General features: G+C 36.2%; 4 protein-coding genes. 1 reads left to right on the top strand and 3 read right to left on the bottom strand.

The window, feature by feature from the left end; translation table 11 throughout:
* A partial coding sequence (locus tag FOT98_RS13735) for a beta strand repeat-containing protein (RefSeq protein ID WP_144291073.1) occupies positions 1–12,273 on the top strand: 12,273 nt, incomplete at its 5' end.
* Between the two features lie 327 nt (positions 12,274–12,600).
* On the opposite strand, the gene FOT98_RS13730 is transcribed toward FOT98_RS13735, so the two are convergent.
* From FOT98_RS13730 to FOT98_RS13715, 3 genes are all read right to left on the bottom strand, one after another.
* Positions 12,601–13,761: a Ger(x)C family spore germination protein gene (locus FOT98_RS13730; RefSeq protein ID WP_061531599.1), complete on the bottom strand. Its 1,161-nt coding sequence runs from the start codon at positions 13,759–13,761 to the stop codon at positions 12,601–12,603.
* An 842-nt stretch (positions 13,762–14,603) separates the two neighbouring features.
* Positions 14,604–15,758, bottom strand: coding sequence for a Ger(x)C family spore germination protein (locus tag FOT98_RS13720; protein ID WP_078387101.1), 1,155 nt, complete (start codon positions 15,756–15,758; stop codon positions 14,604–14,606).
* Positions 15,755–16,446: spore germination protein (locus FOT98_RS13715; RefSeq protein ID WP_080478116.1), on the bottom strand; the 692-nt coding region annotated here is incomplete at its 5' end. The genes FOT98_RS13715 and FOT98_RS13720, both read right to left, overlap by 4 nt.

Below are 16,446 nucleotides of genomic sequence, written 5' to 3'. Positions count from 1 at the left end.
AATGGAACCGCTTTTGTCCCAAACAGCGTTATAGTTAACAGTGTTACTCAGCCAGGCGTTACACCAGCTAGCATCAATATTGGTAGCATCAATGCTAATACTACAATTACAGCTTCATTCCAAGTAGTAATCACTAGCATTCCAAATCCAAACCCTATTTCAAATAGCGCTTCCATCTCCTATAACTTTATCGTTGATCCAAACACTTCACCTGTAAGTAAGAACACTACTTCAACCACTACATTTACTCAAGTAAACGATGCAAATGTCATTTCAGCCAAAACAGTGGATCGAGCGTTCGCTACCGTAGGGGATATATTAACTTATACTGTTACTTTGACGAATGCAGGAAGTGTTTCTGCTGATAGCCCTACTTTCGTAGATACGAATCCAGACGGTACTACCTTTATTCCAAATACTTTTCTTATTAATGGTGTACTTCAAAATAACGCAGATCCAAATATAGGTGTTCCACTACCTTCCATTGCTGCTAATGGCTCACTTACTGTCTCTTATCAAGTAACCGTCACCTCTTTACCAACACAAAATCCAACATTAAATTCATCTAGTACACAGTATAGCTTTATTCTAAATCCGGGCGATCCACCAACTATAGAAACATCTGTAAGTAACACTGTAAGTACACAAATTAATTTAGCAAATGTAGTGATTGTCAAAGAAGTAGATTTAACTATCGCCGATGTCGGGCAACCAATCACATATACAATTTCTTTAGCTAATCTTGGCAATACTACAGCAAATAATGTTATTGTTACCGATATAATCCCTAATGGCTCCACTATCGTACCAAATAGTATTTTTATAGGTGGTACTTTACAACAAGGTGCAGACCCTAGTACCGGTCTTCAAGTCGGCTCCATTCCTTCAGGTGGTTTTACAACGATTGTTTTTCAAATAAGTGCAAATAGTTTACCTTCACCAAATCCAGTTCAAAATAGCGCTGCACTTCAATATAGCTTTATCGCAGATCCAAGTTTACCTGCCGTTGTCAGAAACGCTACTAGCAATATAGTAACGACGCAAATTAATACTGCTAATATTGTTGCCACAAAACTAACAAGTACAAATTTCGCTGATGTTGGCGCTGTCATAACGTATGCAACAATTTTAACAAATAACGGCAATATCCCTGCTTCTAACGTAACGTTTACAGATATCATTCCAGCTGGTACCATCTTCCTTCCTAATACTGTAACGATTAACGGTGTCCCTATAGCAAATGCAAACCCTGCTAATGGCATTTTAATTGGGACGATAGGAGCGAATTCATCACGTACTGTTGCATTCCAAGTTTCTGTACCAACTATTCCTAGTCCAAATCCGATTACGAATCAATCGAGCACTACATTCCAATACACATACGACGCATCCAAATCAGTTGTAACGCAGATGGTGGCCTCTAACACCGTACAGACAACTATTAATAACGCTACGATTGCCGCTGTAAAATCGGCAGATAAACACTTTGCTAACGTAAATGATATTATTACGTATACAACTACTTTAACGAATAACGGGAACACACTTGCATCAAATGTAATTTTTACAGATGTAATTCCAAACGGAACATCATTTATTCCTAATAGTGTAACAGTAAATGGCAATACACTTCCTAATACAAACCCAGCAAGTGGAATTGCAATTGATCCAATAAACCCTAATACAAGTGCAACAATCTCATTTCAAGTAATAGTAAATTCCATTCCTAGTCCAAATCCAATCCCGAACCAAAGCAATACAGCGTACCAATATGTCATAGATCCTAACTTACCTCCAGCGTCCGCCAATGCGTTAAGTAACGTAATAACAACTCAAATTAATAACGCTACAATCGTCGCTACGAAGTCAGTGAATACACCGACAGCTGCAATTGGGGATATCGTTACTTATACGATTGCAGTTACGAACACAGGGAATATCCCTGCTAGCGCTACAGTTTTAACAGATGGACTCGGTGCAGGCGCCTCATTTGTGCCAAACTCTGTAACTATCGATAATATTCCGCAGCCAGGGTTAGATCCATCACTTGGTATTCACTTAGCAGATATTCCCCCAGGAGATACTGTATTCATTACTTTTCAAGCACAAATTTTAGCGATACCACCTAGTGGCACATTAACAAATAATGCTCTTGTAAATTATGAATATACCGTAAATCCAAACCAATCACCCGCTGTTGGTAGTACAGTTACGAATACGACGGTTACGCCAATTATTGATGCAACTCTTTCTATAAATAAAACTGTCAATTCAAGATTTGCTACTATTGGAGATACACTGACTTTCACTGCTATCATTACTAATTCCGGTAATACTACCGCAAACAATGTTATTTTTACAGATGTAATTCCAAATGGTACATCATTTATTCCAAACAGTTTTACGGTAAATGGAACAACTATTCCTAATGCAAATCCACAAAATGGTATCAATATTGGCAACTTGAATTCAAATGCATCTGCTACACTCAGTTTTCAAGTAAACATTACATCACTCCCAAATCCGAATCCAATCCCAAACCAATCATCGCTTCAATATAGCTTTATTGTAGGTATAAATGAACCGCCAGTTTCACGAACAGTTCAATCTAATAAAACTTTTACACAAGTAAATACTGCTTCCGTTATCGCAACAAAAACTGCAAGCAGTGCATTTGCTGCTGTTGGAGATACAATTACGTATACAACTACCCTCACCAATAGCGGAAATACTACCGCAAACACACCTGTTTTTATCGATATATTACCACCTGAACTTTCATTCGTTCCTGATAGCGTACAAATTAATACCATCCCACAACTTGGATTTAGACCAGATAGCGGGATTTCTTTAGACTCAATTCCAGTTGGAGGAACGACAACAATTAGCTTTCAAGCTATCGTTGGCTCAATACCAGTTACAAATCCAACTTTGAACCAGTCTAGCACGACATACTCGATCATTGTTGATCCTACCCAGCCGCCGGTGACAGAAACAGCTACAAGTAATCCAACTTTAGTTCAAATTAACGAAGCGATTATTCAAGCAACGAAAAGTGTGGATCGACTATTTTCTGACGTAGCACCTGGAAATTCATTTTTAACGTATACTGTTTTATTGGAGAATATAGGAAACACAACTGCTACGAATATCATTTTTACAGATCCGATTCCAAATAATACAGTGTTTATAGCGGATAGCGTTCGAGTAGGCGGGGTTTTATTACCTGGGGTAAATCCAGCGAATGGGGTACCAATTGGGGATATTATTGCAGGAGATTTTACAAACATTACCTTCCGCGTGCAAGTAGTTAGCATTCCAAATCCAATTTTCACAATTGGACCTGGGGGGCCAAACTCACCAGTTGTAAATGGCGCTTCTATTGATTATCAATTTATGACAGGACCTAATTTACCACTCGTTTCAAGAAGTACGACATCCAATCCGGTTTCGACACAAATAAATTCCGGAGAAATTACACTTGTTAAATCTGTAGATAAAACTTTCGCAACAATTGGCGATACAATTTCTTATACGATTACATTAAGTAACCCTGGAAATGTTACTTCACAAAATATAATTTTCACAGATATTTTACCTGACGGAACGACATTCATATCTGGCACTCTTACAAACGATTCTGGTACACAGCAGATCGGAAATCCAGCTAACGGGATTCAGATTGGAAATATAAATCCAAACGGAACGGCTGTGATTACTCTCAACGTACTTGTTACAAATATTCCAAGTATAAATCCAATTTCTAATTCTAGTTCTGTACAATTTTCACATGTGGTCGACCCTAGCCAACCTTCCGTATCACAAATGAATGTATCTAATGCTGTTTCGACAACTATTAATAGTGCAATTTTAACAACCCAAAAAAGTGCTGATAAATCTATCGTTTCAGTTGGAGATACGATTACGTATACAACTACTATTACAAATACAGGAAATACAGCCGCTACGAATATTACTTTCACAAGCGCTATTCCAGCTAGCATTACCTTTATACCAAATTCATTCACGATAAATGGCGTTCAGCAGTCTGGTGCACAACCAGCACTGGGAGTAACTATACCAAATATCGCACCGGGTGAAACAGTAACTGTTACTTTCCAAGTAAATGTTATTTCTGTTCCCCCTTCAAATTCGATTATGGGTAATGACACAATTTTATATTCTTATACTGTCGATCCAAACGGAACTCCTATTACAACTTCTATTTCAACAAATATCGTTACAAACCCGGTACTAGATGCTATGATAACGATGGTGAAATCTGTAGATCAAACACTTGTAACACTAGGTGATACCATTACCTATACGACAATTTTAACGAATAGCGGTAATACAAACGCTACGAATATTACTTTCACTGACCTCATACCAGATGGTACGACGTTTATAACTGATAGCGTTACAATAGATGGCATCACACAAATCGGGCTCAACCCTAATACAGGTATTACAATTGGATTAATTGCTCCTAACAGCTCAATATCTATAGCATTTCAAGTTACCGCTACTTCTACACCAGCCCAAAATCCTATTGCCAATTCCGCTACTGCTTCTTACACATTTATCGCTGATCCTAATGCCCCTATTGTTTCAAGGACCGTTACTTCAAACACAGTGTTCACTACGATTAATACAGCTACCATTCTTTCATTAAAACAAGTCGATAAATCCTTTAGTCGTATTGGAGACACACTCACTTATACTGTCGCTTTAACAAACAATGGAAACTCATCTGCGCAAAATGTTATATTCACAGATACCGTACCGAGCGGAACAGCATTTATTGCAGACACATTTTCTATTAATGGAATTCTTCAAAGTGGTGCAAATCCAGTGAACGGTGTAAATATCGGAACTATAACAGCTGGGACTACAGTAACAATTTCGTTCCAAGTTACTGTAACGTCATTACCAACTGAAAACCCCATTGTAAATTTCTCATCAACATCGTACCAATTAGTCTCACCGCCTGATGCAGAAACTTCAATTAGCAATCCTGTTTCAACGCAAATTAAAGAAGCACTATTATCCATGACGAAAAATGAAAGTGTATCCTTTGCAGATATCGGGCAAACTGCTTTTTACACTACTTCTATTTCGAATATAGGAAATACAGATGCAACTAATATTGTATTCACAGATGTATTACCAAATGGAGTCACATTTGTTCCTAACACATTAACTGTCGATGGTGTTTTACAACCTGACGCGAATCCAAATACAGGTGTATTACTTGCAACACTTCCGCCTAATGAAATATATAGTATCGTCTTTCAAGTTACAGTGAACAGCATTCCCCCTATTAATCCAGCACCAAATACAGCATCAACAACATATGAGTTTACTGTTGATCCTGTTAATCCTCCAGTATTAAGTGCGGCTACTTCCAACACTACGCTTCTTCAAATAAACAACGCGAATATTATAAGTACAAAAACAACAGATCTTACTTTTGCGGATGTTGGTAATACAATAACATTTACACTTAACCTCCCGAATACAGGGAATGTGACTGCAACTGATGTTACCGTTATCGATACGCTTGATAGCAATTTAACTTTTGTTCCAAACAGTTTCACAGTTAATGGGCAAACCATTCCAAATGCTGATTTATCTACTGGTGTAAATATCGGTTCAATTAACGGTGGTACTGCAGCAATTATCACATTCCAAGCTACCGTTACAACCCTACCAATCAACAACCCTATTTCTAATTCAGCTCTTACCACTTATCGTTATATTGTTGATCCAGACCAGTCACCTATTACAACTTCCAATCAATCTAATACAACGACAACACAAATTAATAGTGCTATTCTTACTGCACAAAAAAATTCAAATGTGTCAACAGTAGATATTGGGCAAGATATCATCTACTCCGTTACAATTACAAATAGCGGAAATGTTAATGCAACGAATGTTATTTTTACCGACGTTATTCCAGACGGAACTTCCTTTGAACCAAATAGTTTTACACTTAATGGAACTATTATCGAAAATGCAAACACCATTACAGGTGTCCCAATTGGTGATATCGCGCCAAACGAATCTGCCATTGTAGAATTTCATATTACTTCAAATGAAATCCCGGCTATTAATCCAATTACGAATCAAGCTAGCGTTAGCTTTCAGCATATCGTTAATCCAGATAATCCTCCTGTTTCAAAAAACATTACTTCAAATAGTGTTATCACAACAATTGAAAGTGCTATTTTAACTACTACTAAAATCGGTGATAAAGCTTTTGCAACGATTGGTGATACAATTACGTATACAACTACAATTACGAATACTGGAAATATCCCTGCCAATAACGTTATTTTCTCAGACCCGATACCATCGTGGACACAATTTGTTGCCGGATCCGTTATTGTTGATGGCACTCCATTACCATCCACTTCTATTACCAGCGGTATTGGCATAAATACGATCATTCCAAATCAAACTGTAACAATCATATTCCAAGTTCAAATCGTAAGCAATCCATCAACATTCACACCTGAACTCCAAAACTTAGCATTTGTTAACTTCCAATATAACGTAGGCAATGCATTACAGGCTCAGCCTGGCAATGTGGAAACGAACGTCTTCGTTACTTCTATTCATTCAGCAATACTTTCAGCTGTAAAAACTGCTAGTACAGCCTTTGCGAATATTGGAGACACGATCACTTATACAGTTTTAATACAAAATAGCGGCAGTACAAACGCTACGAATGTAAATTTCTCAGACCTCATTCCAGCTGGAACGACCTTTATTGAAAATAGTTTTGCCGTAAATGGAAGTACCATTCCAGGTGCAAATCCAAATAACGGAGTTAATATCGGAACCGTTAGTACGAACAGTTCCTTAACCGTTACTTTCCAAGTCATAGTTACATCTACTCCGCCTTCAAACCCAATTACAAACGTTGCATCCGTTCAATACGAATTTCTTGTTGATCCGACTTCTCCTCCTGTTACAGGCACAATTACTTCTAATAGTGCTTCTACACAAATTAATAATGCTACTGTTACAACGGTTTTAGAAGCAAATCGAACAATTGTATCTATCGGAGATATAATTACGTATACAGCAACATTAACAAACACTGGAAACTTCCCTGCAAACTCGGTATTACTCATTAACGGTGTTCCTGAAGGGGCATTATTTGTTCCCAATAGTGTTACGCTTAACGGAATTTCACTTCCAGATGCAAGTCCAACTCTCGGTATTCCAGTTGGCATTATCGCACCAGGTGATTCTGCTACAATTACGTTCCAATTTCTTGCAAACTCTATTCCGCCACAAGGAGCAATTATAAATCAAGCACTTACAAGTTACACATATATTGTCGATCCAAGTCAACCTCCAGTTACAGCAACATCTTCATCTAATACGGTTAATACAGCTGTCGTTGATGCATCACTATCTGTAATTAAAAATACAGATTCCCTCGTACAGTCTACTGACGGTACAATCACTTACACTGTAGTCGTTCAAAATAACGGGAATACAACTGCAAATACAGTTACTTTAACAGATTTGGTCCCAGAGGGAACTGCATTTATTCCGGATAGTGTGACCATTAATGGTGTTTCAGCTCCAGGTACTGATCCAAACGTAGGGATCTCATTAAACTCCATTGCACCTTCGGAAATCGTCACCGTCACATTCCAAGTTATCGTTCAATCCATTCCAAGCGTGAATCCAATTTCTAATATAGCTCGTATTGACTATACTTTTATCGCTGATCCAACTGCTCCTATCATCTCTCGAACAATTACGTCTAATCCAGCTTTCACACAAATTTCGGATGCGAATGTTCTTTCTTTAAAAGCAGTCAATGCACAACAAGCAACAACAGGTGATATTTTGACCTATACGATAACGCTAGAAAATACCGGAAATATTCCAGCTACGAATCTCATATTTTCAGATACGCTTCCAGAAGGGACTACATTCGTAGACAATAGTTTTACACTTAACGGAACAACTATACTTGGTGCCAATCCAAATGTAGGTGTTACTTTGCCTAACCTAGCAGCAAACGCTACTCACCTTATTGCTTTCCAAGTTCTTATTAACGATCCATTCTCGCAACAATCGATTACAAATCAATCTAATACAACATATACAATTCAACCAGATCCAGGGCAACCGCCTATTACTGAAACATCTACAAGTAATATTGTCATTACAAATTTCGTGCAAGCACAATTAACAATTACAAAAACGTCCAATCCAATAACTGTAGATATTGGCGGAACTATACTTTATATTTCTGAAGTGAAAAATAGCGGCAATGTTGACGCAATAAATATTATTTTTACAGATTCGATTCCAGTTGGGACTACATTCGTTCTCGACAGTGTCACAATTAACGGTGTACTTCAGCCTGATGCAAATCCCGAAAACGGAATACCAATTGGAAAGATTCCACCAAACAGTTCCAAAACAATACTATTTCAAGTACAAACAAATAATCCACCTACTGAAACCGAAATTGTAAATCAATCTTCAGTAACTTACCAATATATAAGTATTCCTACAGCTCCACCAGTGAATCGCTCTGCAAATTCTAACATTGTTACAACATCACTTCAAAATGCGAATATTATTTCCGTTAAAAGCGCAGATGTAACTTTCGTCTCCATCGGGCAATTTATTACCTACACAAATACACTACAAAATATCGGAACGGTTCCAGCTAACAATACGGTGTTCATTGACAACATTCCAGAAGGGACAATATTCATTGAAGATAGCTTATCAATAAATAATGTCATTCAGCCTGGTACGAATCCTGAAAATGGAGTAACTCTCGGCACGATACAACCAGATGAAACAGTCACTATTTCATTCCAAGTACAACTTACAAATATACCTGAAGACAATACAGTCATTAACATCTCAGACACTTCATATGAATACCAAATTGACCCTAGTTCTCCAATTATTCAGCGTAGATCATTATCAAATACAGTAAACACGGAAGTCCGTACAGCAAATGTTAGTGCAATTAAATCTGCTAACAGATCCATTACACGCATCGGTCAAATTATCACATATACCATCGCAGTTACAAATGCTGGTACAGTACCTATTACAAATACTCTCCTAATTGACGCAATCGCTGCTGGCACCACATTCGTTCCAGATAGCATTCTTGTAGATGGCATACCAAGACCTAACGAAAATCCAAGTACCGGAATCTCACTTAATATTATCCTTCCAAACAATACAATTATCGTTACATTCCAAGTAAATGTAGACTCGATACCTTCTCAAAATAACATGAATAATATCGCCGTCATCCACTATGAGTATCAGCCAGACCAAAGCTTACCACCAATTTCAGAAACGACATCTTCCAATACTACAAATATACAATTTATTGATGCCATTCTTATCGCTACAAAATCCGCTAATACAGTATTAGCTAATATTGATGAAACTATTGAATATACAGTACTCATTCAAAATAACGGATCCACTACAACTAACTCCATCTTTTTTACTGATATTATAGAAGATGGAACAGTATTTATTTCGGGGAGTGTAACAGTTAACAACACTGTACTTCCTGCAGCAGATCCGAATATCGGCTTTTCCATCCCGAATATCACATCAGGTCAAGTAGCTACAATAACATTCCAAGTTTCGGTTACGAATTTACCTGCTGCAAACCCAACACCTAATACTGCAAACATCGTCTACGACTTTATTTTCAACCCTGACTTTGCACCAATTCAAAAATCGACTACTTCCAACACTACTTTCGTTCAAATTAATGATGCTGATATCGTTTCACTTAAAACTGTTGATTTGACTTCTGTAACAATTGGTGATGTTTTAACTTATACAACAACTTTAACAAATACAGGGAATACGGATGCTACTGCTCTTGTATTTACAGACAATATTCCTGGTGGAACAACCTTTATAGACGGTAGCGTTTTAGTAAATAACATTCCGCAGCTTAATGCCAATCCAAGTACCGGTATATTGTTAGGAACGATTGCTCCTAACATTTCTATCCCAGTCACATTTTCTGTTACTGTCGTAGCGCTTCCAGCTAGTGGTCGTATTCAAAATCAATCCACTTCTCGTTATACAATTAATAGCGAAGAACAAATATCAACTAGTAATATTACCTTCACTGAAGTTATTTCTGCTAATATAATTGCAACAAAAACAACGCCTATCCAATACGCTGACCTACAAACGATTATCCCTTACACTATTTCCATCACAAACAATGGGAATATACAAGTGGAAAATATTATCGTTACAGATATCATCCCAGCAAATACGAGCTTTATAGAGAATAGTGTTATTGTGAATGGAAGCGCTCGTCCAAATGATAATCCACTTAGCGGGATACAACTTGATAACATTCCGCCTAATACGACAGCAACTATTCTATTCCAAGTACGGGTTACTTCAATTCCGCAAACAAATCCAATCTCTAATACGAGTACAATTGAATACCAATACACGTTACCAAACCAGCCGCCTATTACCGAAACTATTATTTCATCAGCTGCCGTAACAACAATTAATCATGCGACTTTGAATAGTAATAAAACTGTTGACCTTGCATTTGCAACGGTTGGTGATGCGTTAACGTATACGATTACACTAAATCAAACCGGTAATGTTGCAGTAAATGATGTAATCATTCAAGATATTATTCCTCAAGGTACTACGTTTATAGAAAATAGCGTCATTGTAAACGGAGAAACTCTTCCAGGAGTGAATCCAGTAAGCGGCATACCAATTGGTACTATAATTGTAGATGGAGATGCTATCGTTTCATTCCAAGTAACTGTGACTACTATTCCAACACCAAATGAACTAAACAACAACGCAATTACTACTTTTAACTATATAGTCAACCCAAATAACGTACCCGTTACAAATACGACTACAACAAATACCGTCACAACTACTGTCCAAAATGATAATGTCATTGCCATAAAATCTGTTGATGTAACGAATGCCTTACCTGCTCAAACTTTAACGTATACAATTACGATTATGAATAGCGGTAATGTAACGATTGAAGACCTTCTTGTTATAGACACCATACCAATAGATACGACTTTTGTTGCTGGTAGTGTTACGATTAACGGAATCAATCAGCCTAATGAGAATCCGGAAAATGGTATTACGTTAGGAAATCTTGCTCATAATGACTCTGTCATTATTACGTTCCAAGTGACAATATCTTCTTCTACTCTTCAACCTACAATTAATAACGATGCTACTGTTTCCTATACCGTTATCATTGATCCAGATGAACCACCTATTACAATTACAAAGCAAACAAATACCGTTACAACAACATTAATCGAGCCAATAATTAACATTGAGAAAACAGCAGACAAATCTATCGTCGTTATAGGAGATGTTATTACATTCACATTAGAGGTATTTAATGATTCCACAATTCCGACAATTAGTACTTCTGTTATAGACACAATTCCAGCTGGTACAACATTTATAGAAAACAGCGTAACTATTAACGGTACTTCGGTTCCAAATGTTCGTCCAGACACTGGTATTAATATTGGTTCTTTATCTGCAGGTACAGTAGCAACTATAACATTTCAAGTCCTCGTAACTTCTATTCCTTCAAACAGTACAATTATAAATTCTGCAACAGTTACCGCTGCTTTTCAATTGACACCACAGGATCCAATTATTACTTTCATTGTTAATTCAAATATTGTTCGTATACCAGTTCAATTTATAACTACAACAGTCACGAAAAATGCTTCCGTCAGCTCAGCTTATTTAAATCAATATTTTGATTACACGGTACGCATTACAAATACTTCCAAAATTTCACTCTCAAATATTTCGTTACAAGATACTATTCCAGCAGGTTTACAATTTATAAACGGCACTGTCTTTATTAACGGTGAACGCTCTCCACTAGCGAATCCGAATATCGGTTTCCTAGTTGCCACTAATTTAGAGCCAAACGAAACAATTATCGTGTTATTCACAGTACAAGTAATAAGTCCACCTGTTAATAATGAGTTTAAAAATACGGCCAATATTTCGTTACAACTTCAAGTCTCGCCTACCGATCCACCAATTACAGTAACCGTTACAAGTAACGAGAACATCGTCACCTTTGTTCCAGAAAATCCAGATGAAACACTTCCAAATTTAAATTGCTTCTTTGACGGTGAACGCTTCATTCGCATTACTCCTCGAAATATAAGAAATTACCTTTGGGCTTGGATTTGGTGGCAGTAATTAAATAAAAAATAAAAAGCTTGTAATTTGGATGTTATCCAAATTACAAGCTTTTTTGACATGGTACCTCTAGTTACTTAATCTATTTCAAACCTCTGATAAAAAATTATTCAGTCAATTTTTTAGTTGAAAAGAAAATATTAAGAAAAGTAAAAGGTGAAATTGAAAGAAAAGTGTAAAAGCTTGTTCACTTATATAATTTATGTAAGAAATACAGGTAATGTATATGAAGCAATCGAAGTTATGAAAATAAAATATATAATACGGGGTATAGCTAGTATTGATATTTGGCAGCTAATATCTAATTCGGTAACCAATCAAATTAACTCATTTTACTTTCTTGGGTAAAGCTGAACCTGAATGTTCAATTATTGAATGAACATGAACATTAATTTGGGCATCACTAAAATAATTTTCGCCTTGATCCCAATTCTTACGTATTTTCTTCCATTTTTTATAATTATGCCGCTTATATACTTCTCCTAACGCTAATACATCTACCTTATATTTTTTTTGAACAAGCTTTATTGATTTTTGAATCCTTTGTTCCACCTCTTTTGAAATATCCTTCGTTAAGCGTTTTTCATTCATGAATTTTTTATGATCACTAAAATGCAACTCCGCTAAAGCACCTTCGAGAAATAGATGAATATCAAACTTCGGTTTTGTAGTATTTTCAGTAAATACCTGTATTTTTCGGTGTAGCTTATGAATTTCATATGTAATAAGCTGGTCCTTTTTACGTATGGTAAAATAACCTCCTAATTTTTCACCGATTATAAAGTTTATTCCCACTGTCTGTTCGCCGTTTAACATTCCAACACACTTGTTATCCTTCCCACGAAACAACGCAGCCCCATCCATTTCTATCCCCTGTTTTGTAGGTTTTAAGACAGGTAGTACAAAACTTCGGTTTGAAATTATCTTTTCCTGCACGTCACCAATTCTTGCTGCCTCAACCATCTGAGCATTTTTAGGAGGGTGTTCAGCTAGCATATCAATATACTGTGCCGGTAAATTTTCTGATTTTGCATTTTGTTTCAAGATTGCTTCTGCATTTTTCTCAGAAACAAATAGACGAATATTTCTTCTCATTTCATGATCTCGAATGTATACATCTAACGTATTTTGTAAAACATTTGGATTCGATAGTAATTCTTCAGAAAAAATGATTACTTGTATATGTGGAAAAAATAAAGTACGACTAATCTTTTTAGCGATTATTCGTATTTGTTCAAACACACTATCTCCTTTTGCACTCACATCAATATAATTATTCCCTGCGCCTTTTCCACCTTCTTGCGTTAACTTACTGGGAAGTACCATTTGATACGTCCCTTTCATAATTGGATTAGATTTCTTTTCCTTAACAATATCGTAAGCGGCACCTACTACAAAGCCTCTTTCTTCTATCTCCGCTAACTCAGAGCAACCGCTGATAGCCCCAGCTATAAGCGCAATTGTTATAACTTTAAAAAGACATTTCATTTCCACCATTCCTTCATTTTATCTTATATACAATAAAAATTAGTAAAGGCGCTAACACAATAAATCTCATATCAAATCACTTAAAATCCAAATAAGCCCACTGTGTGAAAAGAAAGTTTGGATAGCGATATCTCGAGGCATAGAAGATGCACCTATACATCACTGGTTGAAGATGCCACAAAAAACAAGTTCCCAACATCTAAGTTTTTCATCTCTATACTCAAATGATTTCAATTATTTTTGCTTCTCAAGATTCATTATAGAACCTTTATTTTTTTGATTAACTTAACAATTAATCTTCATGTAATTAAAAAGATAGATTATTGATTTTTATGAAAGGAAAAGATGTTTATGACACTACATGGACGTTCAGAATATTTACTGAAAGAATGAATGAAAAAATTACACTGTAAGAATAAATTTAATTTTGTGTTTTTTGAAGACAGCAGATGCAACGGACCTGAAGGTAGCTGTTTTAAGATGGGTGGTGAATTCGAACTTTTATTACAAAGAGCAGCTAAATTAGATCCCTTGTTTATTATTCATGGAGGAGACAAGGTTTATACAGTAGAAAAGAAATATGTATAACACTAAACAAAATCATTATCCCTAAAAACAAAATATACGGATTAAATAATTATAAAGTAGACTATTTAGAAAAATAATTATATCTTACCCGGCTTAATCCTATTTTAGCAATGCATGCGCAACCTAATATAGGGGTAGCGTCAGGAAAATGCGGATTTACAACGTTAAGGAATTCAATATAAAAAAGCCTAATTTCTCGGTGTTGCAAGAGCTTAGGCCTTTTTAAAAAACTATAAATACCGTTTGAATTAATATTAGGATCCATCTTGGTACTTCAACTTTCCGGAGTTAACTAAATTAACTTTAACTTTTAAATTCTTTATACTGTGTTCATTTAAGTAAAACGAGTCTGTTTTTACTTCTTCTTTCCATTTTCTTGGATTCTGACGGTATAATGATTCACCTAATTTGTAGATATCTGCATTTATTTCTATTCCTTTTTCAAAGGATTTTAGAATTTCTAATTTGATAATATCTTCAGTTTTTGTAATCAACTCTTTATCACTAATTTCCTTGATCTTCTCATTTATTCCAGCTTGAACTTCAACTCGAATATTAAAAAGTATGGGCTTACTACTCATAATAGGGGGAATTGTAATCTTAGGTTTCTCTATCACTACGGAAACAACAGCGCTATCATTCTCAATAATCCACACAGGAGATCGAACGTTTTTTTCATCCATCCATCTTAGACCGTTTAAATCAGTCTCAGAAAGCCATCCTTCTAGGCGATTATTCCTTACAAAGAACGCTCCATCATTTCTTAATAATGGTGCTTTTTTGGATTCTTCTTTCCAATTTTCTGTTGAAATTTTAAGTGATGGGATATAAGCAGTTTGCCCCATCGGATCACTATCTCTAATAAATTGATAAAATTGTTTAGGTTGTATGTAAGACCGTTGTTTATACCTTTCCTTTGGTTCATGGAGAATGGTAGACAACCCCGATAATGTAAAAAAGGCTTTTGTTTTAAGTATATCATCAATGGGTTCCTTTGTAGCGTATAAGAGAATATTATAGCGTATTTCTCGGTACCGATTAATAAAATCAATAGAGTCTTTAATATCTTGTCTGAGCAGTCTTTCGCTTAATATTATTGTAGATACATGTCCCCAAAAAAGTCTTTGTTGAGCATCCTTATATAATTGATTTAATGCTTCCGTAATGGTAAAACCTTCACCTCTTCCTATCCACACTGGTGGTTGTTTATCAGGTCTAGCCCCCTCTAACTTAGCAACGTTAGAAAAGTCAAGTAACTGAGCATAAGCTATATATTTTCCTTCTTTAAAATCTATACCAAGAGCTGCAACATAATAAATATCTTGAACTTCTTTAATATTCCAACATCCAGATAACATTGCACTAGTGATAAGCATCATAATTATTAGTTTTATTTTGTGCAGCTTCACTGTTTTCCTTCTCCTTCGTCCGTTTTAGAACTATCATTGGTTCGGAGATAATCAACTCTATGTCTATAACTTCTCCACGGTAAACGAAACAATCCCTTGAAAAAATCTGAACTAGATTTTGGGAAAACTAAAGCTAAGTAAGGGATTCCAAAGGAACGTAATCTTGAGATATAAAGAACGATTACGAATCCGGCAAGCATAAATCCATATAACCCCATCAAAATTGAACATAATAGTACAAACCCTCTGAGTATGGATACTGCTCCTGCTAATATTTGGTTTACTAAGGTATATCCCGCAATAGCAGATAAAGCAGTAATAACAATGACAGAAGGGGAGATAAAACCCGAACGGATTGCAGCATCCCCAATGATTAGTCCGCCTACCACTGAAAGGGTTTGACCAAGGGGGGAGGGTAATCTTTGACCGGCTTCACGGAACATCTCAAAAAGGAACAAAACAATTATAAGCTCAAGTGGTGCTGGAAATGGTAGACCTGATCTTGCAACAGTCACAGTCGCAAGAAGAGGGAAAGGAATTTGATCTTGGTGATAAGCAAGTAATGCCATCCAAAATCCGGGTAGGAAGACAGCTAAAAGAAATCCTATCCACCGATAAAAGCGTGCAAATGATACAGTTAGAAAATTAAAGTGGGAATCTTCTGCAGCTTTTATTAGGGGTACCGCCA

It is taken from the genome of Bacillus sp. HY001 (assembly GCF_007558965.1).
In the GTDB taxonomy this organism is placed as follows: domain Bacteria; phylum Bacillota; class Bacilli; order Bacillales; family Bacillaceae_G; genus Bacillus_A; species Bacillus_A mobilis.
The sequence above is the reverse complement of the archived record's forward strand: the minus strand, read 5'-3'. Positions and strand labels throughout refer to the sequence as shown.

Coding starts and splice junctions, on each gene's coding strand:
- FOT98_RS13730 (WP_061531599.1), bottom strand. CDS start 13,761: ATGAAATGTCTTTTTAAAGTTATAACAATTGCGCTTATAGCTGGGGCT.